At 68.5% G+C, this 24,053-nt stretch carries 21 protein-coding genes; 12 read left to right on the top strand and 9 right to left on the bottom strand.

Annotated elements, in window-relative coordinates:
- Window positions 1-7: 7 nt before the first annotated feature.
- From MZV50_RS01710 to MZV50_RS01695, 4 genes are all read right to left on the bottom strand, one after another.
- Entirely contained in the window at window positions 8-562 is a 555-nt protein-coding gene (locus tag MZV50_RS01710; protein WP_252632709.1) for a F0F1 ATP synthase subunit delta, read from the bottom strand.
- Window positions 563-765: 203 nt separating this feature from the next.
- Window positions 766-1,005, bottom strand: a complete 240-nt coding sequence (locus tag MZV50_RS01705; protein ID WP_252632708.1) for a hypothetical protein — start codon at window positions 1,003-1,005, stop codon at window positions 766-768.
- Window positions 1,006-1,159: 154 nt separating this feature from the next.
- A complete protein-coding gene (locus tag MZV50_RS01700) occupies window positions 1,160-1,510 on the bottom strand; it encodes a CC_3452 family protein (protein WP_252632707.1) in 351 nt (116 codons plus the stop codon).
- Between the two features lie 271 nt (window positions 1,511-1,781).
- Entirely contained in the window at window positions 1,782-2,666 is an 885-nt protein-coding gene (locus tag MZV50_RS01695; RefSeq protein ID WP_252632706.1) for an AraC family transcriptional regulator, read from the bottom strand.
- Window positions 2,667-2,841: 175 nt separating this feature from the next.
- Between MZV50_RS01695 and MZV50_RS01690 the strand changes: the two genes are divergently transcribed.
- The 5 genes from MZV50_RS01690 (at window position 2,842) to MZV50_RS01670 (ending at window position 6,981) form a co-directional block, all read left to right on the top strand.
- Window positions 2,842-4,143 carry an acyl-CoA dehydrogenase family protein gene (locus MZV50_RS01690; protein WP_252632705.1) on the top strand — a complete coding sequence of 434 codons (1,302 nt, stop codon included), beginning with the start codon at window positions 2,842-2,844 and terminating at the stop codon, window positions 4,141-4,143.
- A gap of 140 nt (window positions 4,144-4,283) precedes the next feature.
- Window positions 4,284-4,919 (top strand): LemA family protein, encoded by a 636-nt coding sequence (locus MZV50_RS01685; protein ID WP_252632704.1) that lies wholly within the window; start codon window positions 4,284-4,286, stop codon window positions 4,917-4,919.
- A gap of 109 nt (window positions 4,920-5,028) precedes the next feature.
- Window positions 5,029-5,796, top strand: coding sequence for a TPM domain-containing protein (locus MZV50_RS01680; protein ID WP_252632703.1), 768 nt, complete (start codon window positions 5,029-5,031; stop codon window positions 5,794-5,796).
- Window position 5,797: 1 nt separating this feature from the next.
- The gene (locus MZV50_RS01675) at window positions 5,798-6,511 is read left to right on the top strand and encodes a TPM domain-containing protein (protein WP_252632702.1); all 714 of its coding nucleotides are present in this window, start codon (window positions 5,798-5,800) and stop codon (window positions 6,509-6,511) included.
- A gap of 62 nt (window positions 6,512-6,573) precedes the next feature.
- A complete protein-coding gene (locus MZV50_RS01670; RefSeq protein ID WP_252632701.1) occupies window positions 6,574-6,981 on the top strand; it encodes a YybH family protein in 408 nt (135 codons plus the stop codon).
- A 4-nt stretch (window positions 6,982-6,985) separates the two neighbouring features.
- Here the strand turns inward: MZV50_RS01670 and MZV50_RS01665 are convergent, their stop codons facing one another.
- Both MZV50_RS01665 and MZV50_RS01660 read right to left on the bottom strand, forming a co-directional pair.
- Window positions 6,986-8,731, bottom strand: a complete 1,746-nt coding sequence (locus MZV50_RS01665) for an N-acyl-D-amino-acid deacylase family protein (protein ID WP_252632700.1) — start codon at window positions 8,729-8,731, stop codon at window positions 6,986-6,988.
- A gap of 110 nt (window positions 8,732-8,841) precedes the next feature.
- Window positions 8,842-11,232, bottom strand: coding sequence for a TonB-dependent receptor (locus MZV50_RS01660; protein WP_252632699.1), 2,391 nt, complete (start codon window positions 11,230-11,232; stop codon window positions 8,842-8,844).
- 264 nt (window positions 11,233-11,496) lie between these two features.
- Here MZV50_RS01660 and MZV50_RS01655 point away from each other — a divergent pair, with 264 nt between their 5' ends.
- Together MZV50_RS01655 and MZV50_RS01650 are read left to right on the top strand one after the other, a co-directional pair.
- Window positions 11,497-12,684, top strand: a complete 1,188-nt coding sequence (locus tag MZV50_RS01655; protein WP_252632698.1) for an acetyl-CoA C-acyltransferase — start codon at window positions 11,497-11,499, stop codon at window positions 12,682-12,684.
- A gap of 163 nt (window positions 12,685-12,847) precedes the next feature.
- Window positions 12,848-13,069: a hypothetical protein gene (locus MZV50_RS01650; RefSeq protein ID WP_252632697.1), complete on the top strand. Its 222-nt coding sequence runs from the start codon at window positions 12,848-12,850 to the stop codon at window positions 13,067-13,069.
- A 66-nt stretch (window positions 13,070-13,135) separates the two neighbouring features.
- Here the strand turns inward: MZV50_RS01650 and MZV50_RS01645 are convergent, their stop codons facing one another.
- Both MZV50_RS01645 and polA read right to left on the bottom strand, forming a co-directional pair.
- Window positions 13,136-15,079, bottom strand: a complete 1,944-nt coding sequence (locus MZV50_RS01645; RefSeq protein WP_252632696.1) for a methyl-accepting chemotaxis protein — start codon at window positions 15,077-15,079, stop codon at window positions 13,136-13,138.
- Window positions 15,080-15,254: 175 nt separating this feature from the next.
- A complete protein-coding gene (polA, locus tag MZV50_RS01640; RefSeq protein ID WP_252635153.1) occupies window positions 15,255-18,164 on the bottom strand; it encodes a DNA polymerase I in 2,910 nt (969 codons plus the stop codon).
- 127 nt (window positions 18,165-18,291) lie between these two features.
- On the opposite strand from polA, the gene MZV50_RS01635 reads away from it, so the two are divergent.
- From MZV50_RS01635 to MZV50_RS01615, 5 genes are all read left to right on the top strand, one after another.
- Window positions 18,292-19,083 carry a TonB family protein gene (locus tag MZV50_RS01635; protein WP_252632695.1) on the top strand — a complete coding sequence of 264 codons (792 nt, stop codon included), beginning with the start codon at window positions 18,292-18,294 and terminating at the stop codon, window positions 19,081-19,083.
- A complete protein-coding gene (locus tag MZV50_RS01630; RefSeq protein WP_252632694.1) occupies window positions 19,020-19,652 on the top strand; it encodes a TonB family protein in 633 nt (210 codons plus the stop codon). The genes MZV50_RS01635 and MZV50_RS01630 overlap by 64 nt, the downstream gene beginning before the upstream one ends.
- A gap of 112 nt (window positions 19,653-19,764) precedes the next feature.
- On the top strand, window positions 19,765-20,793 hold the full coding sequence (locus MZV50_RS01625) for an aspartate-semialdehyde dehydrogenase (protein ID WP_252632693.1): 1,029 nt from the start codon (window positions 19,765-19,767) through the stop codon (window positions 20,791-20,793).
- Between the two features lie 100 nt (window positions 20,794-20,893).
- The gene (rarD, locus tag MZV50_RS01620; protein WP_252632692.1) at window positions 20,894-21,805 is read left to right on the top strand and encodes an EamA family transporter RarD; all 912 of its coding nucleotides are present in this window, start codon (window positions 20,894-20,896) and stop codon (window positions 21,803-21,805) included.
- A gap of 33 nt (window positions 21,806-21,838) precedes the next feature.
- Window positions 21,839-23,272: an MFS transporter gene (locus MZV50_RS01615; protein ID WP_252632691.1), complete on the top strand. Its 1,434-nt coding sequence runs from the start codon at window positions 21,839-21,841 to the stop codon at window positions 23,270-23,272.
- Here MZV50_RS01615 and MZV50_RS01610 read toward each other — a convergent pair.
- Window positions 23,217-24,017, bottom strand: a complete 801-nt coding sequence (locus MZV50_RS01610) for a transporter (protein WP_252632689.1) — start codon at window positions 24,015-24,017, stop codon at window positions 23,217-23,219. The genes MZV50_RS01615 and MZV50_RS01610 overlap by 56 nt on opposite strands.
- Window positions 24,018-24,053: the final 36 nt, after the last annotated feature.

Here is a 24,053-nt window from a genome sequence, read left to right as displayed (position 1 = left end):
TATACGCTCAGGCGCGCTTCAGGGCGAATTTCAGGGAATCGAGCTTCGAACGGAGCGAAGCGTCGAAGAGACGCGAACCGACGCGCACCTTCAGCCCGCCCAACAGGGACGGGTCGACGCGCGTGGAAACTTCGGGGGTCTTGCCCAGGGCCTGGGCCAGGGCGGTCTGCACGCCCTTCAGCTGGGCGGGCGACAGGGCGGCGGCCGAGACGACTTCCGCCGTCACCACGCCGCGATGCTTGGCCGACAGCGCGACGAAGGCCGAGATGGCGCCCAGCAGATCGGCCGTGCGGCCGTTGGTGGCCACCAGGCCCAGGAACTTCGTGGTCAGCATGTCGAAGCGGGCCTTCACGGCCACGGCGACGAGACCCTTGCCCTTGTCGTCGGCGGAGAAGGCCGGACTGTCGATCAGGCGGCGCAGGTCGGCGCTGTCGGCGATCATCGCCTTCAGGCTCTTAAGGTCGGCCTCGACCTTAGCCAGATTGCCGTTCTCGATCGTCAGTTCGAAGAGGGACTGCGCATAGCGCTGACCCGCATCCGTCGCCTTGGTTTCGTCCGCCACTTGGTATCCGCCCGGTGCGTTGCAAATGGCCGCGAACAAGAAGGTTAACCCTTATCGCGGCTTAAAGGCTTGAGCGCGCTTGAAAAAAGCACATGGACGGCCGGCGCGTAAACGCCGCCCCGTCCGAAGCCGCGCGCCTGATAACACGGGCCTTTCGCGGTCGCAACCAAGCCGGCGCGCCAGTTGGCGAGCAAGTCCCGCGTTCAATCCCCGGCGCGGCGGAACACGGCCGAGGCCGAAGCCGCCAATGCGCCGTCCGGGCGACGCAGTTCGCCCTGGGCAAAGACCAGGCTGCGGGTCGCCCGCTCGATCCAGCCCTTGGGCTCCAGCCCGTCCACCCCGGCGTCGGCGGCGTAGTCCACGGTCATCGAGGCCAACGCCGTTCCCTCGCCCGCGGCCTTGCGCAGAACGGTTTCCAGCTGTGCGGCCAAGCTCGTGTCCATGCCCAACACCTAGTGCTCCGTCCGGAAAAGAAAAGAGGCGGCGGAAGGATCCCGCCGCCCCGTTCAGGCGAATGCTCGAGGAAACAGCCAGACGGGGCCGGAGAAACGACAGCCCCAAAGCGTCTGGGTACTCAGGTAAAGCGGATACGTGTTCTTACTTAGCCGAGGCCAGGGCCGAAGCGCCCTTGGCCGAGGCGTTGCAGCGGGTCAGGTCGTCGGCGTCCAGCGACTTGGTCTCGCCGCCGAAAGCCGCGACGCGGCCCACTTCCTTGGCGAGCGCCTTGCAGGCGACCGCGGTGAGGGCCCGCGAGGGGGCTTGGGTCGAGACGCACTCGGCGCCTTCGCAGACGAAGACGGCGCCGCCGGCGACGACCTTGGTCTTGGCGGCCACGGGCGCGTCCAGGGCGGCGGCGATGCGGCCGTCAGCCAGGGCGCTACCCGCGAGGGGGCCGGCGAACATGAACGTGGTCAGGGCGGCGACGGCCGCCAGGGAACGGAGCTTCATCAGAAAGCCCTCCGGTGTTGGGGAAGTTGCGGTCAGATCGTTGATCGGTGATAAGCGGTACTGGCCGCTCGGCCCTTGCCACCCTATCTGGATGGCTCGCACCGATATCCCCACCGGTGCTTCGGATCCGAACTAAGCATCGCTTAGATATCAGTGATCAGAAATTGCGCAAGCTCAATTTCGCCCGCGCGTCGATTTTTCAGAAAACGGATGTTTCCAGTCGAACGCGGCGACCGCCGTACGGAAACGGCGAGACCGCGCCGCCGGACCGCTACTTCAAAGGCAGGAACAGCTCGACCACCACGTCGTGCACCGGCGCGTGCGGGAAGAACGAGATGTGCCGCCGGCAATAGACGGGGAAGTCCCGGACCTCCTCGCCACTGGCCGGCAGCCAATCGCGATAGAGATAGAGCGCGGCGGGCTCCAGGTTGTTGGTGTTGTGCGCCACCCGCAGCACCGCGCACCGCCCGCCGGGGATCACGCCGGCCTTCATGCCCCCGTCGTCGGGGCCGATCTCGCGATCCGTCCCGACACAGATGTCCATGGCGTAGTCGGCGGGATTCTCCGGCGTGCGCTCCGACCGGAATATATTGAAGGTCGGACTGGTCTCGGGCGACAGGCCCGCGGCTTTGCGCCAGGCGATGAACCGCTCAATGGTGGCAGTCAGGGTCGCGCGGTTGCCGCGATGCTCCAGCATCGCCACCGGGGTCGGCGGCGTCTCGCGGATCGTCACGTCCTGGGGTTCGTAGATAATCTGCATCAGCTTGCTCCTGGCGTTGTCCAGAGGCCCGAAGGCCGCGAGCCACGGCGCCCAGTCGGGCGCCTTGCGAAACGACGAGGGCGACTGCTTGAACCGCCGCCGAAAGGCGCGCGCGAAGGCGTCCGGCGCGTCATAGCCAGCCTCCAGCGCGATCTCGGTGACGCTCTGCTCCTCCCGGACCGCCAGGCGGTGCGACGCCCGCTTCAGCCGGGCCAGCTGGACATAGCGGTGCACGGACACCCCGAAGGTCGCCATGAACTGGCGGTGGAAATGGAACTTCGAGAAGGCGGCCACGCGGCTCATAGTCTCCAGGTCCAGATCCCCATCCAAGTGCTGATCGATGTGATCCAGCACCCGCTGCATCCGGGCGTTATAGTTGCGAAGCGCCGCCTTCATCGTCTCCCCGTCTCCGTGGCAAGGCCAGTTAGACGCGCTCGCCCCCGAGGCGCTCGACCGATCTTGCGGTTCGGCGCCTTCGACACATTCCCAAGGGGCACGATTGGCCGCGGCGACGGGGCGCGCATAGTCTCTCCGCACATAATCAGAAGACGCGCGCGAGGGAGGCTTTGCCATGGACTTCCAACTGCCACCGGACCTGACGGCCTATCTGGCCGAACTTGACGCCTTCATCGCGGCCGAGATCGCGCCCCTGCAGGCGCGCGACGACAACGACCGCTTCTTCGACCACCGCCGCGAATGGGCCCGCACCGACTGGGACATGGGCGGCCTGCCCCGGCACGAGTGGGAAGAGCTGCTGGCCAAGGCCCGCAAGCTGGCCGACCAGGCCGGCCACTACCGCTTCGCCCTGCCCAAGGCGTACGGCGGCAAGGACGGCTCCAACCTCTGGATGGCGGTGATCCGCGAGCATCTGGCCAGCAAGGGCCTGGGCCTATTCAACGACCTGCAGAACGAGCACTCGATCGTCGGCAACAATCCGTTCGTGCTGATGATCCGCGACTTCGGCCGGCCCGACCAGCAGTCCCTGATCACCGACATGCTGGACAAGGGCGCCTTCCGCCCGACCTTCGGCCTGACCGAGCCCGACCACGGCTCGGACGCCACCTTCATGGAGACCCGCGCGATCCGCGAGGCGCACCACGGCGAGGCCGGCTGGCGGATCAACGGCGAGAAGATGTGGACCACCGGCATGCACGCGGCCACCCACTGCTGCCTGTTCGTCCGCACGTCCGGCGAGGACGGCGACGCCCGGGGGATCACCGCCTTCCTGGTCCCGGCCCACGCGCCCGGCGTGAAGATCGAGGAGTATCTTTGGACCTTCAACATGCCGACCGACCACCCGCGCGTCAGCTTCACCGACGTCTGGGTTCCGGAGAGCGCGATGTTCGGCCCCGAGGGCGGCGGCCTGGCGCTGGCCCAGCACTTCGTGCACGAGAACCGCATCCGCCAGGCCGCCTCCAGCCTGGGCGCGGCCACCTACTGTATAGAAGAGAGCATCAGGTACGCGCGCGCGCGCAAGCCGTTCGGCAAGGCCCTGGCCGAGAACCAGGCCATCCAGTTCCCGATCGTCGAGCTGTCGACCCAGGCCGAGATGCTGCGCCTGCTGATCCGCAAGACCGCCTGGGAGATGGACCAGATGTCCAAGGTCGAGGTCGAGAAGCGGCTCTCGGACAAGGTCTCGATGTGTAACTACTGGGCCAACCGCCTGTGCTGCGAGGCCGCCGACCGGGCGATGCAGATCCACGGCGGCATCGGCTATTCGCGACACAAGCCGTTCGAGCACATCTACCGTCACCACCGCCGCTACCGGATCACCGAGGGCAGCGAGGAGATTCAGATGCGCAAGGTGGCCGCCTGGCTGTTCGGCTACATCGGCCCGCGAAAACAGGCTTTCGCCGACATGGACAAGGTTTAATTCTGCCGCCTCTGACGTGTATCAATACACGCGCTATCTAACAGCGGTACGCGAGCATACATGTTCGCAACCAGAGACGAGCCTGTTCATTCCCTACCGGGCATGCCGCCCGAGCGGGGCGGGCTCCTTGGAGGGTCCTGATGAACCGTCTTGTCCGTAACGCTTCGCGCGTCGCCCTGATCGTCGCGGTCCCGGCCACGCTGGCGGGCTGCGGGATCAACACCATCCCCACCCAGGACGAGGCGACCAAGACCGCCTGGGCCGAGGTGCAGAACCAATACCAGCGCCGCGCCGACCTGGTGCCGAACCTGGTCGCCACGGTGAAGGGCTACGCGTCCCAGGAAAAGGACGTTCTGATCGCCGTCACCCAGGCGCGCGCCAGCGCCACCCAGGTCAAGGTCGACGCCTCGACCATCACCGACCCAGCCCAGTTCCAGAAGTTCGCCGCCGCCCAGGACCAGCTGTCCGGCGTCCTGGGACGCCTGATGGTCATCCAGGAGCAATATCCGGACCTGAAGTCGAATCAGAACTTTCTGGCCCTGCAGAGCCAGCTGGAAGGCACCGAGAACCGCATCGCCATCGCGCGGCGCGACTACAACGAGACCGCCCAGAAGTACAACACGACGCTGCGGACCTTCCCCAGCGTGTTCTGGGCCAAGACGCTGTACAGCGGCCAGAAGCCGGCCCAGCTGTTCCAGGCCTCGGCCGCCGCGCAGAACGCGCCGACCGTGGACTTCTCGAACCCGCCGACGGCCACCCCGCCGAAGGTCCAGTAACTTGCACATTCTCCGCTCATCCCCGCGACCGCGGGGACCCAAGCCGGGCCTGACGGCTTCGCGCGGCGTCGCCGTGGCCAAGTCCGCTTGGGTCCCTGCTTTCGCGGGGATGAGCGGATTTCTGATGGCCGTCATTCTGCTGATGACGGCCCTCCCCGCCTTCGCCGCGCCGAAGTTCCCGCCCCTGACCGGCCGGGTGGTCGACGACGCCCAGATCCTGTCGCCCGACGCCGAGCGCGACCTGACCGCCAAGCTGGAAAACCTGGAGACCACGACCGGCCGCCAGCTGGTCGTGGCCACCGTGCCCGACCTGCAGGGCTATCCGATCGAGGACTATGGCTACCAGCTGGGCCGGACCTGGGGCATCGGCGAGAAGGACAAGGACACCGGCGCCATCCTGCTGGTGGCGCCCAACGAGCGGAAGGTGCGGATCGAGGTCGGCTACGGCCTGGAGCCGGTGCTGACCGACGCCCTGTCCAGCGTCATCATCCAGAGCGCCATCCTGCCGAAGTTCCGCGACGGCGACATGGAGGGCGGCATCGTCGCGGGGACCGACGCCCTCGTCGAGCAGCTCAGCCTGCCCGCCGACCAGGCCAAGGCCCGCATCGAACAGGCCTCCCAGCCCGAGCGGCACCAGGCCAAGGGTTCGCCGATCGTCGGCTTCCTGATCTTCATGTTCGTGATCTTCGTGTTCTCCAGCCTGTTCCGGGGCCGCCGCCGAGGCGGTCTGGGCTCGGCCCTGCCGTGGATCATCCTGGGCGCGCTGAACAACAGCGGCCGGGGCGGCGGGGGATGGAGCGGCGGCGGTGGCGGCGGTGGCGGCTTCTCGGGCGGCGGCGGATCATTCGGCGGCGGCGGCAGTTCGGGGAGCTGGTGAGATGGCGCCGAAAATGACCCATGGCATGACCCCGCAGGACCTCGACCGCATCGCCGGCGCGGTCGCCGAGGCCGAGCGGACCACCGCCGGCGAGATCTTCTGCGTCCTGGCGCCCGAGGTGTCGGACTATCGCGAGACGCCGCTGGTCTGGGCGGCGGCGACCGCCCTGGTCCTGCCGGCCGCGGCCCTGTTCGCCGGCTTCCGGCCCGAGATGCTGACCCGCCTGTTCGGCGGCTGGAGCATCGGCCACGCCTCCGCGCTGGACGGCGCGATCCTGTCGGCGCTCTCCACCTACATCGCGCTGCAAGTGGTGGTGTTCGTCGTCGCCGCCCTTGTGGTCTCGATGCCGCCGGTGCGCAGAGCCCTGACGCCCGCCTCGCTGAAGGCAGCGCGGGTCAAGCGCGCGGCCATGGAGCAGTTCCTCGGCCACGGTCTTCACGTCACCCGTGACCGCACCGGCGTCTTGATCTTCGCCGCCCTGGCCGAGCATCGCGTCGAGGTCATCGCCGACGAGGGCATCTACAAGGCCGCGCCGAACACGGTGTGGGACGATGTCGTGGCCGATCTGGTCGGCGGCCTAAAGGCCGGCCGCATCGCCGACGGCTTCGTCGCCGCCGTGGGCCGCGCGGGCGCCATCCTGGCCGAGCACGTCCCGCCGCGCGGCGACGACCGCAACGAACTACCGGACGGCCTGACCATCCTGCCGAAACGCTGACGGTTCGCGGAAACCTTCGCCGGGGCTCGCGCGCTTTCCTGATGACCAGCAGGAGAGCCGCCATGTCCGACTTCGACACCTTCCTCGACATCCGCCGCCAAGCCGCCGAGGCCTATGTCAACGGCAAGGCCGGACCGCTGGACATGCTGGCCGCCACCGCCTGCCCCGCCAGCTTCTTTCCGCCGCGCGGCGGCCATGAGGAGGGCGCCGACAGGGTCGCGGACATGTATGCGCGCGACGCCATATCGTTCGTCGAGGGCGGCGAGACGACGCTGGAGATCCTGCATAGCGACGCCGTCGGCGACCTAGCCTATTGGACCGGCCTGCAGCACGCCAAGGTGCGCCTGACCGGCCACGACGAACCGGTCGAGATGCACTTGCGGATCACCGAGCTGTTTCGTCACGAGGACGGCGCGTGGCGGTTGATCCACCGCCACGCCGACCCGCTGGTGAAGCCCGAAGCGAACTGACTCTCTACGCCGCCGCCAGGGACAAGGGCGGGGCCTGGGCCCCGCGCACCAGCCGTCCTGGCAAGGCGCCCGTCGGCTCGCCGTCGCGCTGGGTGACGACGCCGGCGACGATCGTGGCGACATAGCCATGGGCGCGCTGGACCAGGCGCCGGCCGCCGGCCGGCAGATCGTAGGCGACGCGCGGCGCGTCCAGGCGAAGACCCTCGTAGTCGATGACGTTGAGATCGGCGCGGTAGCCGGGCGCGATCAGGCCGCGATCCAGCAGGCCGACGGCGGCGGCCGTGTCGCGGGTCTGGCGAGCGATCATCGTCTCCAGCGTGATGCGCGCCCCTCGCGCGCGGTCGCGGGTCCAGTGGACCAGGTTGCTGGTCGGAAAGCTGCCGTCGCAGATCATGCCGACATGCGCCCCGCCGTCTGACAGGCCCGGCACGGTGTCGCGATGGGTCAGCATGCGGAAGCTGGGGTCCAGCGAGCCGTCGGCATAGTTCAGGAACGGGTGGTACAGCATGCCGCGCCCGCCGTTCACCAGCAGGGCGTCCAGGGCCACGGCGGCGGGGTCGCGGCCTTCGCGCGCGGCGATCGCGGCCACGCTCTTGTCGGCGGTCGGCTCGTAGTCCGGCTCCGCCCCCATCGGAAAGAGAATGTCCCATGCCCTCAAGGCCCGCCCGGCGAACGGCCCTTGCGGGTCCGCGTCCTCGGCCAGCAGGCGGGCGCGGAAGGCCGGGTCGCGCAGGGCGGCGACGCGCTCGGCCAGGGGCAGCCTGGCGATCTCGCCATAGACCTCTGTCTGGCTGAACGGATTGAGCGTCAGCTCCAGCCCGAACAGCACCCCGACCGGACGGCCGCAGACCTGGGCCTTCATCGGGAGGCCGGCGTCGACGGCGGCCGACAGACCCACCAGCATCGCCTTCCAGCCGTCGGGCGACTTGGGACTCTGGACCAGGGAGAACGAGAGCGGCCGCCCCGAGCGCTCGACGATCCGGCGGACCATGGCCAGCTCGGCCGCGCCGTCGGGATGGAAGTCCGAGACCAGCTGCAGCACGCCCTTGCCGGCCGCCGCCAGCCCCAGCGCGATGCCGGTCAGCTCGTCCTCGCCGGCGGTGAGGGTCGGGGTCGGCTGGCCGTCGCTGGTGCGGTGGTTGAGGGTGCGCGAGGTCGAAAAGCCCAGCGCGCCGGCCTCGACCGCCCGTCGGGCGATGGCGGCCATGGCGGCGATGTCGGCCTCCGTCGCCGGCTCGCGATCGGCGCCCCTCTGGCCCATCACATAGACCCGCAAGGCGGCGTGCGGCAGTTGAGCGCCGACATCGACGTCGAAGGCTCGACCCGCCAGGAAGTCGAGATAGTCGGGAAAGCTCTCCCAGGCCCAGGGCAGGCCCTCGGTCAGAACGGGAAAGGGGATGTCCTCGACCCCCTCCATCAGCCTGATCAGGCGGTCGTGATCCTCCGGTCGGCACGGCGCGAAGCCGACGCCGCAATTGCCCATGACCACCGTGGTCACGCCATGGCCAGAGCTGGGGCCCAGCTGGCCGCTCCAGGTCGCCTGGCCATCATAGTGGGTGTGGATATCGACGAAGCCGGGCGTGACGATCCGTCCTCGGGCGTCGATCTCCTCGACGCCGGCCGCCAGATCCGGACCGACGGCCGCGATCAGGCCGCCCTTGACCCCGACATCGGCGACCACGCCGGGCGCGCCCGACCCGTCGAACACCGTCCCGCCCCGCAGGACCAGATCGTAGGCGCGATCAGCCATGGCCGCGTCCTCCCTTATGGTTGGGATCAGCGTCCGTCCGCGCCGGTGGGGCGTCAAGCTTACCCCGGCGTAAGGCGGGCGGCCGCCGAGGCGACCGCCCCCTCCGGGGATCAGAACGACTTGCGCACCGTCACGCCGGCCGTACGCGGTTGGCCGACGGAATAGCCCAGGCGTGCGCGACCGCCGCGTTCGCGGTCGAAGGACAGCAGGGCGTTCTCGTCGAACAGGTTGTTGACGTAGAGGGTGAAGTCGACACCGTCCTTCATCTCGACCCCGGCGCTGAGATTGACGATCTCGTAGCTGGGCAACTTCAGGTCGACGACTGTCGGGACCAGGCCCGTCGCGCCGCCGAACGGCAGGTTCGAGACGAACGAGCGCGGGTTGTTCTCCTGGTCGCTGGCCTGGGTGAAGCGGCTGCCGACGTGCTGGACCGAAGCCTTGAGATAGCCGTTGGCGCCGTCCCAGACCTCGCGGCTGTAGGTGACGTCGAACGAGACCTGGAACTTCGGCACCGACGGCAGGCGGTTGCCCTCGCGGATGCCGCCGATCACCGCGCCCGTCCCGTCCTTGACGGTCGAGTCGAACTCGGCTTCCAGCAGGCTGCCCGACAGGCCGATATCCAGGCCCGAGGCCAGGCGCGCGGTCAGCTCGCCCTCGATGCCCTTGGTATGGGCCTTGGGCACGTTGAACACCACGCGCGAGCTGCACGAGCCGGCGTCCAGGGTGGTCTGCAGGTTCTTGATGTCGGTGTAGAACACCGCGCCGTTGAAGCGGACGCCGCCGAAGCGCGACTTGATCCCGCCCTCGTAGTTCCACAGCGTCTCGTCGTTATAGGACTGGTAGCCGCCGAAGATCGTCGCGTCCTGCGGGGTGCACAGCGGCAGGTTCAGCGGATCGTTGACGCCGCCCAGGCGGAAGCCCTTCGAGGCCTGGGCGTTGAAGGTCACGGTGTCGCTGGCCTCGTAGCTCAGGAGGAAGCGGGGGGTGAAGCCGTCCGACGAGGTCTTGTCGGTGCGGTTGTCGCCGTTGGCGAACAGGCCGCCCGACTTGAACTGCCGCGTCTCGCTGAAGTCGTAGTAGCGACCACCCGCCGTCGCGGTCAGCTTGCCCAGGGTGTAATTCACCTCGCCGAACACGGCCTTCTGCTTGATGTCGTAGGGCAGATAGGCGTTGTAGGGCGAGTTCGACGGGAAGCCGTTGGCCACCGCCGCCGAGGTGCCCGCGCCCAGCACCGCGTCGGTATAGGCGTCGTAGCCAGGGGTCGGCAGGCGCTGGTTGTAGACGCGGTCGACCTTCGAATAGAAGCCGCCGACCACCCACTGGAACGGTCCGTCGCCGGTCGAGGCCAGGCGAAGTTCCTGGGTGAACTGCTCCAGGTCGGTGGTGTCGACCAGCTTGGACGGCAGGGTCACCGCCGCGGCCGGGAAGCCCAGGTCGACCGAGACGCTGCCCGAGAGCGCGCTGGCGTCGCGGTTCACGGCGATGTCGCGGCTGATGTAGCTGGTCACCGAGGTCAGGGCCGCCCCGCCCAGGTCGAGGTTGGCGGTCAGGTCGGCCAGCAGGGTGTTGTCGGCGAAGCTCTCGTCCAGCAGCAGGTACTGCTCGCGCTCGCCCAGCTGGATCTTGGGCCGGGTGGTCGTGTTGTTGTTGGCGAAGAGATTGAAGACTTCCTGGCGGTTGAAGCCGTGGGCCCGGATTTCCTGGTAGACGACGCGCGGGGTCAGGCTGAAGTTTTCCGAAGGCTGGATCAGCAAGGCGATCCGGCCGCCGCGCCGCGTGCCGTCATTGACGTTCTTCTCGACCTTGCCGCCCTCCTTGAGCGCGTCGATGAAGCCGCCATAGCGGGTCAGATAGCCGACCGCGCGCAGCGCCACCTTTTCGGAGATCGGCACGTTGACCGCCCCCTTCACATGGCCGCCGAAGTCGTCGCCGCCGACCAGGTTGGCGTTGGCCTCGAAGACCCCTTCATTGACGCCCAGCTTGGGCTGGTTGGTGATGTAGCGGATGGTGCCGCCGACCGAGCCCGAGCCGAACAGCGTGCCCTGCGGGCCGCGCAGGGTCTCGACCCGGTTGAGGTCAAACAGGTCGATGTCGGGCGTGAACAGCGACAACGAGATCACCGACTCGTCGAGATAGACGCCGACCTGCTCCTTCACGCCGGGCTGGTCGCGGACGACCTGGCCGGCCGAGACGCCGCGCACCGACACCTGGCTTTGGCCGGGGCCGAGGTTCTGGATCGTCAGGCCCGCCACGTTGCGCGACAGGTCCTCCAGCGTGACGGCGCCCGAACGCTGGATGTCCTTCTCGGTCTGGGCGTTGATCGAGAACGGGATGTCCTGGATCGTCGCGTCCCGCTTGGTGGCGGTGACGATGATTTCGTCGACCGAGGTCTGATCCGCTTGCTGGGCCAAGGCCAGAGCGGGAATGGCGAGAACGGCGGTGAGCGCGCTGGCGCCCAGCAGCGCGCGGCGCGCCTGGCGGCGCGGCGTGGCGGTGGTCATGATAGCCTCCCGAATGTTGTTTTTCCGGCCGCGAGGTCGAGCCCGCGACACAATCTCAGCGTTCATCCCGGAATCAGGGAAAGTCAACGCGAAACGAAGATCAGGAAAATCAGCATTTTAGACACCGGTGTCGACGTGTTTCGAAATCACCGTACGGAAAGTGGGCTGGCGTGACGTTGACGTGCGCGTGACCTTTCGCACCGCGAAAAGCCAGTCTAGGGTGGCGGCAATTCAAACTAATGTTTTAACGGGGAGTGCGCCTCAATGCGCGAAGCGGTCATCGTCTCTTACGCCCGCACGGGCCTGGCCAAGTCCAACCGCGGCGGCTTCAACAACACCCACGGCGCGGCCATGGCCGGCCACGCCATCCAGCACGCGGTCAAGCGCGCCAAGCTGGACGGCCCCGAGGTCGAGGACGTGGTCCTGGGCTGCGGCGGTCCTGAAGGCGCCACCGGCATGAACGTGGCCCGCAACGCGGCCATGTGGGCCGGCCTGCCGGTGACCACCTCGGGCCAGACCGTCAATCGCTTCTGCTCGTCGGGCCTGCAGGCCATCGCCACGGCCGCCAACTACGTCCGCAACGACGGCGCCGCTGTCGCGATCGGCGGCGGCGTGGAGTCGATCTCGCTGGTGCAGGGGGGCGGTCATATGAACCGTTTCCACATCACCGAAGAGAAGCTGATGCAGACCCATCCGGCGCTCTGGATGGCGATGATCGACACCGCCGACATCGTGGCCAAGCGCTACAACGTCAGCCGGGAATATCAGGACGAATACTCGCTGCGCAGCCAGCAGCGCATCGCCGCCGCCCAGGCCGCCGGCCTGTTCGATGACGAGATCGTGCCGATGGCCACCAAGATGAAGGTGGTCAATAAGGAGACCAAGGAAGAGAGCCTGGTCGACTACGTGGTCACCAAGGACGAATGCAATCGCCCGGAGACGACGCTGGAGGGCCTGGCCAGCCTCAAGCCGGTGATGGGCGAGGGCAAGTTCGTCACCGCCGGCAACGCCAGCCAGCTGTCGGACGGCGCCGCCGCCGTCGTGGTGATGGAAGCCAAGGAAGCCGCCAAGCGCGGCCTGGAGCCGCTGGGCCTGTTCAAGGGCTTCGCCATCGCCGGCTGCGAGCCCGACGAAATGGGCATCGGCCCGGTCTTCGCCGTGCCGCGCCTCTTGGAACGCCACGGCCTGAAGGTCGACGACATCGACATCTGGGAGCTGAACGAGGCCTTCGCCTCGCAATGCCTCTACAGCCGCGACCGCCTGGGCATCGATCCCGAGAAGTACAACGTCAACGGCGGCTCGATCGCCATCGGCCACCCGTTCGGCATGACCGGCGCCCGCTGCGCCGGCCACCTGCTGCTGGAAGGCAAGCGGCGCAAGGCCAAGCTGGGCGTCGTGACCATGTGCATCGGCGGTGGCATGGGCGCCGCCGGCCTGTTCGAAATCTTCTGATTTCGATCAGGACGGAGGACGGCGCCCATCAATGAAGGATGGCTGAGATCGCTGATCGCGATCTCAGCTGGCGCCGCCGGCCTGTTCGAAATCTTCTGATTTCGTTCCATCGAGCGCATCAAATAAGGCCGGGAACCGTCAAGGCGGTTTCCGGCCTTTCTTGTTGGATCAGGACACCTCGCGACGCACTCGGAAACCCCGGGTATGCGAGCCTCTTGAACCCGGCGCCGGCGGGGCCATCTACGGCTGCGTCAGCGTCCGCGATTGTCGCTTCACGACGCAGACCGCCGCCGCCATCGGCCTGGCGTTGCCGACGCCCGGCGCGAGCCACCCGCCGCAGCCGACCAAGTCGTCGTTCGAGACGATCGCGCTCAACAAGGGCTGATACGAGAAAGGCTCCCCGGTTTCCCGGAGAGCCTGCTTGAAGTCTCGTAGCGCCCGATAGCGGCGATCAGAACTCTTCCCAGTCCTCGCTGACCGCCAAGGCGGTGTTGCCGCGAGAGGCCGGCGCGGATGGGCGCGAGGCCGGCTTGGCCTTGGAGACCATCGGCGGCGCCAGGCGAGTGGCGGGACGTGGCGGTGCGGCCGCGGCGACGGCCTGCCCCTGGGTCACGCGGAAGCGCGCCACCATCTCGGCCAGCGACTTGGCTTCGTTCTTCAGCGAGTGGGTGGCGGCAGTGGCCTCTTCCACCATGGCGGCGTTCTGCTGGACGACCTGGTCCATCTGATTCACCGCGCCGTTGACCTCGTTGAGGCCGGTGGCCTGTTCCGTGGTCGAGGCCGAGATTTCCTGCATCAGGGTGTCGATCGAGGCGACCTGTTCGACGATGCGGCCCAGGGCCTCGCCGGTCTGGCCGACCAGGTCCACCCCAGCCTCGACCTGGGCGGTCGAGGTCGAGATCAGGGTCTTGATCTCCTTGGCCGCGTCGGCCGAGCGCTGAGCCAGGGCCCGGACCTCCTGGGCGACGACCGCGAAGCCGCGGCCGGCTTCACCCGCCCGCGCCGCCTCGACGCCGGCGTTCAGAGCCAGAAGGTTGGTCTGGAAGGCGATCTCGTCGATGACGCCGATGATCTGGCTGACCTGGTTGGACGAGGTCTCGATCTCGGTCATGGCCGAAACGGCCTGGCTGACGATGCGGCCCGAGCGCTCGGCGTCGGCGCGGGCGGTGGCCACGACCTGCGAGGCTTCCTTGGCGCCCGAAGCGGTCTTGCGGACCGTGGCGGTGATCTCGTCCAGGGCGGCGGCGGTCTCTTCCAGGCTGGCGGCCTGCTGCTCGGTGCGGCGCGACAGGTTGTCCGAGGCCTCGGCGATTTCGTCCGAGCCGCTGTTGACCCCGCCGGTGGCGGAGCCGATCGCCTGGATCGCCTGCTGCATGCGGTCGGCGGCGGCGTTGAAATTGGTCCGCAGGCTCTCGGTCTTCGGCGCGAACGGCGTGTTGATGCGATGGGTCAGGTCGCCGGCGGCCAGAAGGTCCAGCGCCTCGTTCAGCGCCGTGATCGCGACGGCGTCCTCGCGGGCGGCCTCGGCCTTCTCGGCCTCGTTGGCGGCGCGTTCGCTGTCGGCGGCATCGCGGTGCTCGGCGGCCTGACGCTCGACGCGGATCTTCTCGATCGCGGCGTCCTTGAAGAAGGCGACGGCGCCGGCCATGTCGCCGATCTCGTCCTTGCGGCCCTGGGCCGGCACGGCCACGGTGTTGTCGCCGGCGGCCAGACGCCGCATGGCGTTGGTCATGGCCGAGACGGGTCCCGCGATGGCGCCGGTCAGCAGCAGGCCGCCGCCAATGGCGATGCCGGCGGTGATCAGGATGCCGACGGCCAGGGCCAGGGTCGATTCCGTCGAGGCCTTCTTCTGAGCGGCGGCTTCCGCCTTCAGTTCCGCCTCGGCGTTCTTGGTGATGGCTTCGATCGCGTCCTCGACCGGCGTGACGGCCTTGTCGGCGACGCCGTCGTTCTTGACCAGCTCGACGGCTTGCGGGCGAGTGGCCGGATCGGCGCCCAGGCGCTCGCCGGGCTCGATGGCCAGCTTGCGATAGTTGGCGTAGGCGGCGTCGACCGCCGCGATGCGACCCAGGTCCTCCTGGTCGCCGTCGGCTAGGGTGCGCAGTTCGTCCAGCGCCTTCAGGAACTTGGGCTTGTGCGCCTCTTCCAGGCGCTTGACGTAGTAGTTGTCGCCCGACAGCAGGAAGCCGCGCAGCGAGTTCTCTTGGCGGGTCAGGCGGAAGGCCGCCGTATCCGCCTGGCGCAGCATCTCATACGCACGCTCGGTGCGTTCGACGGAGTGTCCAAGGCTCACCTTGTTGACGTAGAGAACCACGCCCATCAGCATGATCGTGGTGAGCATGACGGCGAACACCGCCATCAGCTTGTGGGGAATCTTCAGGTCGCCAATGGACACGGGCGGGCTCCTCGTCTCGTGGACGACGACCGCTAAACCTCGAATAACGCTACTCTTTGAAACTATACTAGGGTTTGCGGGCGTCACCCAAGCAGTGAGCCCACAACCATTGCCGGGGCATTAACCCTGGCGTGACGCGATGTCGCAGTTTTGACGAATCCGCGAAATTTTACATTTAGTGCGCTTCGTCCCAGTTGAGCGCGGCCCGAGCCTCGACCGTGAGCGGCACGGACAGGGCCACGGCCGGCTCGGCGGCCTTTTCCATGACGGCCCGGACCACGTCGCAGGCGCGGTCGGCCTCGCCCGCCGGCGTCTCGAACACCAGTTCGTCGTGAACCTGCAGCAGCATCTTGGCCTCGAGGCCGGCGGCCTCCAGGGCGGCGGGCATGCGGATCATCGCCCGGCGCATGACGTCGGCGGCCGCGCCCTGGATAGGGGCGTTGATCGCCGCTCGCTCGGCGAACTGGCGCTGGCCGACCGACTTCGACTGGATCTCCGGAATGTTGATCTTCCGACCGAAGATGGTCGTGACATAGCCGTGCTCGCGCACGAAGGCCTTGGTCGCATCCATATAGGCCTGGATACCGGGGAAGCGCTCGAAATAGGTCTTGATATAGGCCCCGGCCTCGCCCTGGCCGATGCCCAGCTGGTTGGCCAGGCCGAAGGCGCTGATGCCGTAGACGATGCCGAAGTTGATGGCCTTGGCCCGGCGGCGGATCATCGGGTCCATGCCCTCGATCGGCGTGTCGAACATCTCGGAGGCCGTCATGGCGTGGATGTCGAGGCCCTCCTGGAAGGCCTTCTTCAGCTGCGGGATGTCGCCGATGTGGGCCAGCAGGCGCAGCTCGATCTGGCTGTAGTCGGCGCTGATCAGCACCTTGCCCGGCGCGGCGATGAACGCCTTGCGGATCTTGCGGCCTTCCTCGGTGCGGACCGGGATGTTCTGCAGGTTGGGATCGGACGACGACAGCCGCCCGGTCGTCGTCGCGGCCAGGGCGTAGGAGGTGTGGACCCGGCCCGTGCGCTCGGCGATCGCGGCGATCAGGTTCTCGGTATAGGTGCCCTTCAGCTTCGACAGCTGGCGCCAGTCCAGCAGCACGCGCGGCAGCTCGTGCTCCAGCGCCAGGCTCTCCAGCACGTCGCTGTCGGTCGACCATTGGCCGGTGGCGGTCTTCTTGCCGCCCTTCAGGCTCATCTCGCCGAACAGCACGTCGCCGATCTGCTTGGGGCTGCCCAGGTTGAAGGGGCGGCCGACCAGTTCCTGGGCGCGAGCCTCGAACTGGGCCATGCGCAGCGAGAACTCGTTGGACAGCAGGCGCAGGGCCTCGGGATCGACACGGACGCCCTCGTTCTCCATCGCCGCCAGCACCGACGGCATCGGCCGCTCCAGGGTCTCGTAGACGGTCGACAGACCCGCGCGCGCCAGGCGGGGCTTCAGGATCTCCCACAGGCGCAGGGTGACATCGGCGTCCTCGGCGGCATAGGCCGTCGCCTCGGGCAGGGCCACGTGCTTGAAGCTGATCTGGCCCTTGCCCGCGCCGCAGACCTGCTTGAACGGGATGGGCTTGTGGCCCAGGTGCAGCTCCGAGAGCTCGTCCATGCCGTGGCCGTGCTCGCCGGCCTCCAGCACGTAGGAGATCAGCATGGTGTCGTCGATCGGCGCCACCTGGATGCCGTGGCGCGCCAGCACGGCGATGTCATACTTGGCGTTCTGGGCCACCTTCAGCACCGCCGGATCCTCGAGCAGCGGCTTGAGGGTGGCGATGACGTCAGCCAGCGGGATCTGCTCGATGTCTGCGGGAGCCTCGAAGGCCAGGCCGTCGGCCTTCTCGCAATGGCTGATCGGGATGTAGCAGGCCTCGCCCGCCGTGACCGCCAGCGACACGCCGCACAGGCCGGCATTGGCCGAGGACAGGGCGTCTGTCTCGGTGTCGAAGGCCACCACGCCCTTGGCCGTGGCCTTGGCCACCCAAGCGCGCAGGGTGTCCAGGTCGCGGACGCAGACATAGGCGGCGTGGTCGATGCTGACCGGCTCGGCGACCGGGTTGGCGGCGGCGCGGGCGGCCGCCCCCATGTACGACACCGTGCTGACCGGCGCCTTGGGCTGGGCCCCGCCGCCAAGACCAGGGGCTCGCTCCAGATTGCCCGGCGCCGCGGCGGCCGAGCCATCGCCGACCCGGCGGGCCAGGGTCCGGAACTCCATCTGCTCGAGGAAGGCGGCCAGCACCGCCTTGTCCGGCTCGCGCACGGTCAGTTCGTCCAGCGGCTGGGGCAGCGGCGTATCGCAGTCCAGCTTCACCAGGGCCCGCGACAGACGGATCTGGTCGGCGAACTCGATCAGGGTCTCGCGACGCTTGGGCTGCTTGATCTCGCCGGCGCGAGCCAGCAGCGTGTCCAGGTCGCCATATTCGTTGATCAGCTGGGCGGCGGTCTTGATGCCGATGCCCGGCGCGCCCGGAACGTTGTCGACGCTGTCGCCGCACAGGGCCTGCACGTCGACCACCCGCTCGGGATAGACGCCGAATTTCTCGAACACCTGCTCGCGCTCGATGCGCACGCCCTTCATCGGATCGAACATCGAGACGCCGTCGCCGACCAGTTGCATCAGGTCCTTGTCGGACGAGACGATCACCGCTTCGCCGCCCACTTCGCGCGCCTTGCAGGCATAGGCGGCGATCAGGTCGTCGGCCTCGTAGCCCGGCAGCTCGATGGCCGGCACGCCGAACGCCAGCGTCGCCTCGCGCACCAGCGGGAACTGCGGGATCAGGTCCTCTGGCGGCGGCGGACGGTGGGCCTTGTACTTGTCGTAGAGCGTGTTGCGGAACGTCTTCTCGGAGTGGTCCCAGATGACCGCCAGATGCGTGGGCGTGTCGCCCTGCATGTCGCGCATCAGCTTCCACAGCATGTTGCAGAAGCCCTGGACGGCGCCTACCGGCAGGCCGTCGCTCTTGCGGGTCAACGGCGGCAGGGCGTGGTAGGCGCGGAACAGATAGGCCGAGCCGTCGACGAGAAAGAGCCGGACGGCGGGGCCGTCCTGGGTCAGTTCGGAAGCGTTCGGAAGCGGGGGCGCGGCGACGTCGGTCATGGCCGGCAACATAGGGACCTCGGCGCGCGTCGGAAACCCTCTGGCGAGAGGCGAATGACTGCCCTATCCTCGACCTAGGGTCGAGCGCCGAAGGGGTCGCGCGCCGCCCCTTGCTCGGGGTCTCATCGTGCTGTCGCGTAAGCTGCTGCTGGTCTCGCTCATGGCCGGCCTTTCGGTTGCGTTCGCCCATCAGGTCCGGGCCGAGGACGAGGACGACCTGGCCCGCGCGCCGGGCGGCGGCTGGCGACCGCACTTCACGGTCACGGTTCCCCGCGACAAGATGAAGGCCGCCTATCCCAAGGGCGCGACCGTCACCGGCAAGGCCGGCCTGGACTGCACGGCCGCCGCCGGTGGCAAGCTGGTCGATTGCCGGATCGCCAGGGAGGAGCCGGCCGGCCAGGGCTTCGGTCAGGCGGCGCTGTCGGTGGTGGGCTACGAGCGGATCAAGACCACCGACGACGCCGGCGCAGCGACGACTGGGCGGCCGGTGCGGACCTTCTTCGAGTTCCTGGCCCCCGGCGACGCCAATCCCAACTGGCTGCGCAAGCCGACCGGCCAGGACATCGCCAACGTCTTTCCCAAGAAGGCCATCGATGACGGCGTCGCCGGCAAGGCGACGATCGGCTGCCAGGTGACCACCGAGGGCTTCCTGCAGAACTGCAAGGTGCTGAGCGAGTCGCCCAAGGACTACAATTTCGGCGCGGCCGGCCTGCAGCTGACGCCGCAGCTTCGCATGACCCCCAAGATCCGCGGCGGCAAGGCCGTGCCCGGCGGCACGGTGGCGATCCCGATCAACTGGGAAGCGCCCAGCCGCTCCTTCACGACGACCAGCACCTCGGTCGTTCTCGACCCGCCGTGGACCCAGGTCCCGACCCAGGCCGAGGTCAACGCGGCCTGGCCGCAGGGGCGGCGGGCCTGACCTCCGGCCAGGCGGCCCTGCGCTGCGGCCTCGACCACCATACTGGCCGGCTGCGCGGCTGTGACGTGATCTCGGAAAACCCCCGCGGCAAGGGCTTCGGCAAGGCGGCCCAGTCGCTGTCGAAATCGTTCGGCATCACTCTCGCGCCGGAAGAGGCCAAGGCCGCCAAGGCCCTGAAGATCGACGTGCCCTTCCGCTTCCGAGACCCGGCCCTGGCCGACACCCGCAAGCTGACCAGGCCGCGATGGATCCGCACCCTGTCGCCCGAGGGCATGGCGTCGATCTATCCGGAGGCGGCGATCAAGGCCGGCGTCCGCACCGGCGAGGCGGCGGCCACCTGCACCGTCACGGCGACGGGCGAGCTGAGCAACTGCCAGGCCGTGCGCGAGCGTCCGGCCGGCCTGGACTTCGGCGCGGCGGCGATCAAGGCGGCCGGGGTCATGCGCATGAATCCGTGGACCAAGGAGGGCGACACGGTCGACGGCCTGGTCATCACCCTGCCGATCACCTTCACCCTGGAAGACGACGCGCCGGCCACGCCGGACAAGGCCGCCGACAAGCCCGGCTGATCGCCGCGCCAGCTTTCCTCGCCTTGCGCGCGGAGGTCATGAGGCGTACGGAACGCCGCTCCGCGCGATGCGCGGAGCGTCAGCCGTTGTTGGCAGTCTTCAGGAGAGCGCGATGGGTTACCGGGTCGCCGTGGTCGGCGCCACGGGCAATGTGGGCCGCGAGATGTTCAACATCCTCGAGGAAGTCAAATTCCCGGTCGACAAGATGCACGCCATCGCCAGCCGCAAGTCCATCGGCGTGGAAGTCTCCTACGGCAGCGAGATCATCCGCTGCGAGGACCTTGAGCAGTTCGACTTCTCGACCGTCGACATCGTGCTGATGAGCGCCGGCGGCGCGATCTCCAAGGCCTGGGGCGAGAAGATCGGCGCGGCCGGTCCGATCGTCATCGACAATTCCAGCCACTTCCGCATGGACCCGGACGTGCCGCTGGTCGTGCCGGAAGTGAACCCGGACGCGGTCAACAAGCTGCCGAAGAACATCATCGCCAACCCCAACTGCTCGACCGCGCAGCTGGTCGTGGTGCTGGCGCCGCTGCATGCCGAAGCCAAGATCAAGCGCGTCGTCGTCTCGACCTACCAGTCGGTCTCCGGCGCGGGCAAGGAAGGCATGGACGAGCTGTGGGAGCAGACCAAGGGCGTCTTCGTCCTGGGCGCCCCGCCGCCCAAGAAGTTCACCAAGCAGATCGCCTTCAACGTCATTCCGCACATCGATGTGTTCATGGAGGACGGCTACACGAAGGAAGAGTGGAAGATGATGGCCGAGACCAAGAAGATCTTGGATCCGGCGATCAAGCTGACCGCCACCGCCGTGCGCGTGCCGGTCATGGTCGGCCACGCCGAGTCTGTGAACATCGAGTTCGAGACCCCGCTGGACGAAGACGACGTCCGCGAGATCCTGCGCGACGCCGACGGCGTGGAAGTCATCGATAAGCGCGAGGACGGCGGCTACATGACGCCGAAGGAAAGCGCCGGCGAGTTCCCGGTCTATGTCTCGCGCATCCGCACCGATCCGACCGTCGAGAACGGCATCGCCCTCTGGTGCGTCGCCGACAACCTGCGCAAGGGCGCGGCCCTGAACGCCGTGCAGATCGCCCAGCTGCTGCACGACAAGGGCCTGATCAAGCAGAAGACCCCGGCCTGACCTCCGCAACAAGCGGGTGGAAATCAGGGCTCCCGGGACCGATGTCCCGGGAGCCCTTTTCTTTTCGCCCCCGATTTTTCGCTAGCAAGGACGACACGCCATGGCGGCGGACGTGAACCAGACCCGAGACGAAGGACGCGCGGCCCTGATCGCGGGCGTCGGCTGCTACACGCTGTGGGGCTTCCTGCCGCTCTATTTCCATCTGCTGTCGACCCTGGGCGTGGGCTCGTGGGAGATGATCGCCCACCGCACCCTGTGGGCCGCGCCATGGGCGCTGCTGATCGTGCTGCTGGCCCGTCAGGGCGGCCAGGTCGCGGCCGTGCTGCGCCAGCCCAAGACGTTGTTCGTCCTGGCCCTGTCGACCCTGGCGATCTTCGTCAACTGGTCGATCTACGTCTTCGCGGTCAACGCCGGCCACGTGATCGAGACCAGCCTGGGCTACTACATCAACCCGCTGATGAACGTGGCGGCCGGGGCGCTGCTGTTTCGCGAGCGGATCAGCCGCGAGGGCGCGATCGCTATCGGCCTGGCCGCGGTCGGCGTGGCCATCCAGACCGCCGCCCTGGGCCACCTGCCGGTGATCTCGCTGGGCGTGGCGCTCAGCTTCTGCCTCTACGCCATCCTGCGAAAGCAGGTGAAGGCCGACGCCCAGACGGGCCTGTTCATCGAGTGCGCCTATCTGGCGGTTCCGGGCCTGCTGTATGTCCTGCACCTGCAAGCGACCGGCGCGGGCCACCTGGGCGCGAGCCCGGGGGTCACCGCCCTGCTGCTGCTGGCGGGTCCCGCGACCGTCGTGCCGCTGGCCCTGTTCGCCTGGTCGGCGCGCCGCATGCCGCTCAGCGCCATGGGCTTCCTGCAGTTCATCGCCCCGACCCTGCAGTTCGCGGTCGGCGTGGCCTTGGGCGAGCCCTTCACCCCGCTACGGGCGCTGTCGTTCGTGTTCATCTGGCTGGGCGTGGCGACCTTCGCCTACGGAGCCTGGAAGAAAACCCGTCAGCTGTCGCCGGCCTAGCCAACGTCCCTGCGCCGGGCCATGGTCGTGGCCATGGCCGGCGCTGAACCTTCTCCGGACGACGGGACGATCTCGCCGGCGCGCGGCCGCCTGATCCTGGCCGCCACGGTGCTGGGCTCCAGCCTGGCCTTCATCGACGGCTCGGTGGTCAATGTCGCCCTGCCCGCCATCCGCCAGGCGCTGAAGGCCGATCCGGGTCAGATCCAGTGGATCGTCAACGCCTATCTGCTGCTGCTGGGCGCGCTGGTGCTGATCGGCGGTTCGGCCGGCGACCGCTGGGGCCGGCGGCGGATGTTCGTGGCCGGCGTCATCCTGTTCGCCCTGGCCTCCCTGGCCTGCGCCCTGGCCCCGAACGTCCAGCTGCTGATCGCCGCCCGCGCCGTCCAGGGCCTGGCGGCGGCCTTCGTCGTGCCGGCCAGCCTGGCCATCCTGGGCGCGTCGTTCGACGAGACGGCGCGAGGCCCGATGATCGGCGCCTGGGCCGGCTTCGCCGCCGTGACCGCCGCCATCGGACCGGTGCTGGGCGGCTGGCTGGTCGACGCGGTGTCGTGGCGCGCCATCTTCCTGATCAACCTGCCGATCGCCGCCGCCACCGTCTGGCTGACACTGAAGGCGGTGCCCGAGAGCCGCGATCCCGACGTCGACCACCTGGACTGGCGCGGCGCGATCCTGGCGGCCGCCGGCCTGGGCGCCCTGACCTGGGGCCTGACGGCGGCGGGCGAGCGCGGCTGGGCCAGCCCCGCCGTCTGGAGCGCCCTTGTCGCCGGCGTCGCGATCCTGGCCGGCTTCATCGCGCTGCAAGCCCGCGAGACGCATCCGATGATGCCGCTGTCGCTCTATCGCTCGCCGACCTTCAGCGGCGCCAACCTCCTGACCCTGGCCCTCTATTTCGGCCTGACCGGAGCCCTGTTCTTCCTGCCCTACGAGCTGATCGCCCGGCACGGCTACAAGGCCGCCGAGGCCGGCGCGACCCTGTTGCCGCTGTCGGTGGTGATGGGGACGCTGTCGGGCGTCGCCGGCCGGCTCGCCAATAAGGTCGGCGCGCAGGCCATGCTGACGGTCGGGCCGATCACCGCCGGGATCGGCTTCGCGATGCTGGGCGGCCCCTGGATCGCCAGCGGCTTCTGGATCGGCGTGCTGCCCGGCCTGCTGGTGCTGGCCATAGGGATGACGATCAGCGTCGCGCCCCTGACCAGCACGGTAATGGCGGCGGTCCCCTCCAGCCATGCCGGCGTCGCCTCCGGCATCAACAACGCCGTGGCCCGGATCGCGGGGCTGCTGGCCGTGGCGGTGCTGGGCCTTGTCTATTTCGCGCCGGGAGGCGGCGGCTATCCGTGGGTGATGGGGATCAGCGCCGCGGCGGCGATCGCGGCGGGCCTCGTGGGCCTGGTCACCATCAGAACCCCAAACCCTAGAACCGGTGCGCCACGCCGAACACCAGCTCCAGGTCCGGGGTCCGCCGGTTGAGGCCGACATAGGCCGAGGCGTCGAACTGGACGTCCTTCAAGGCCTCGGGCGTCCAGGCGGCGGTCAGGTCGAAACTGGTCTGGGTGACGCGGTCGGCGGGGTCGTCGTCGACATCGACCCAAAGCTCCGCGCCCAGGCTCACCGCGCCGACCGCGCGACCAACACCGCCCGCAAAGGCGTATCCGGCGTGACGCCCCGCGCCATCGGCGTCGGGCCGGGCGTCGAGTTCGGGCGACAGGCTCAGCGACCAGTCGCCGTTTAGCGGGATCGAGACCGGGACGATCACCCCGCCCGGCCATTCGCCGCCGCCGATCCCGTCCGCCCCGGTCGGCGCGGTCACGAATGGCTGGACGGCGATCGACAGGCCATCGCCGGCCGGGTTCTTCAACGACCACCGCAGGGCCAGGCCAAGGTCGCCCGCGCCCGACACCGTCGAGACGACGCCATGGTCCTTGGTCCGCACGCGCTCGTAGGGTGTCCAGGACATCTGCCCCTCGACCATCGAGGTCAGACCCAACCGTAGCTCCAGCCCGCCATAGGCGATGTCACGGGTCGAGACGCCGTCGCTCTTGTCGAGCGTCGCGTCGACGCCGCTGACCTCGACCTGGAAACGGCCTTTGTCCATCACGCACGGCGGCGAGCCCTTGCCGGGTCGATCGGGACAGAAATCGCGCTCCTCGGCGCGGGCGGCGCCCGCCAGGGTCAACACGGTCAGCGCCAGCGCGGCGATACGGATCGAAGCCATGCGTCTCTCCCCTTTTCCGGGCGACGCTAGAGCCTA

Source organism: Caulobacter segnis (assembly GCF_023935105.1).
GTDB lineage: Bacteria > Pseudomonadota > Alphaproteobacteria > Caulobacterales > Caulobacteraceae > Caulobacter > Caulobacter segnis_B.
This window is presented reverse-complemented; position numbering and strand designations above follow the sequence as displayed.

Excerpts from the sequence above, each read along its gene's own strand:
- MZV50_RS01705 (WP_252632708.1), bottom strand. The coding sequence starts at position 1,005 with ATGGACACGAGCTTGGCCGCACAGCTGGAAACCGTTCTGCGCAAGGCC.
- MZV50_RS01700 (WP_252632707.1), bottom strand. The coding sequence starts at position 1,510 with ATGAAGCTCCGTTCCCTGGCGGCCGTCGCCGCCCTGACCACGTTCATG.
- MZV50_RS01695 (WP_252632706.1), bottom strand. The coding sequence starts at position 2,666 with ATGAAGGCGGCGCTTCGCAACTATAACGCCCGGATGCAGCGGGTGCTG.
- MZV50_RS01690 (WP_252632705.1), top strand. The coding sequence starts at position 2,842 with ATGGACTTCCAACTGCCACCGGACCTGACGGCCTATCTGGCCGAACTT.
- MZV50_RS01685 (WP_252632704.1), top strand. The coding sequence starts at position 4,284 with ATGAACCGTCTTGTCCGTAACGCTTCGCGCGTCGCCCTGATCGTCGCG.
- MZV50_RS01680 (WP_252632703.1), top strand. The coding sequence starts at position 5,029 with ATGAGCGGATTTCTGATGGCCGTCATTCTGCTGATGACGGCCCTCCCC.
- MZV50_RS01675 (WP_252632702.1), top strand. The coding sequence starts at position 5,798 with ATGGCGCCGAAAATGACCCATGGCATGACCCCGCAGGACCTCGACCGC.
- MZV50_RS01670 (WP_252632701.1), top strand. The coding sequence starts at position 6,574 with ATGTCCGACTTCGACACCTTCCTCGACATCCGCCGCCAAGCCGCCGAG.
- MZV50_RS01665 (WP_252632700.1), bottom strand. The coding sequence starts at position 8,731 with ATGGCTGATCGCGCCTACGATCTGGTCCTGCGGGGCGGGACGGTGTTC.
- MZV50_RS01660 (WP_252632699.1), bottom strand. The coding sequence starts at position 11,232 with ATGACCACCGCCACGCCGCGCCGCCAGGCGCGCCGCGCGCTGCTGGGC.
- MZV50_RS01655 (WP_252632698.1), top strand. The coding sequence starts at position 11,497 with ATGCGCGAAGCGGTCATCGTCTCTTACGCCCGCACGGGCCTGGCCAAG.
- polA (WP_252635153.1), bottom strand. The coding sequence starts at position 18,164 with ATGACCGACGTCGCCGCGCCCCCGCTTCCGAACGCTTCCGAACTGACC.
- MZV50_RS01625 (WP_252632693.1), top strand. The coding sequence starts at position 19,765 with ATGGGTTACCGGGTCGCCGTGGTCGGCGCCACGGGCAATGTGGGCCGC.
- rarD (WP_252632692.1), top strand. The coding sequence starts at position 20,894 with ATGGCGGCGGACGTGAACCAGACCCGAGACGAAGGACGCGCGGCCCTG.
- MZV50_RS01615 (WP_252632691.1), top strand. The coding sequence starts at position 21,839 with ATGGCCGGCGCTGAACCTTCTCCGGACGACGGGACGATCTCGCCGGCG.
- MZV50_RS01610 (WP_252632689.1), bottom strand. The coding sequence starts at position 24,017 with ATGGCTTCGATCCGTATCGCCGCGCTGGCGCTGACCGTGTTGACCCTG.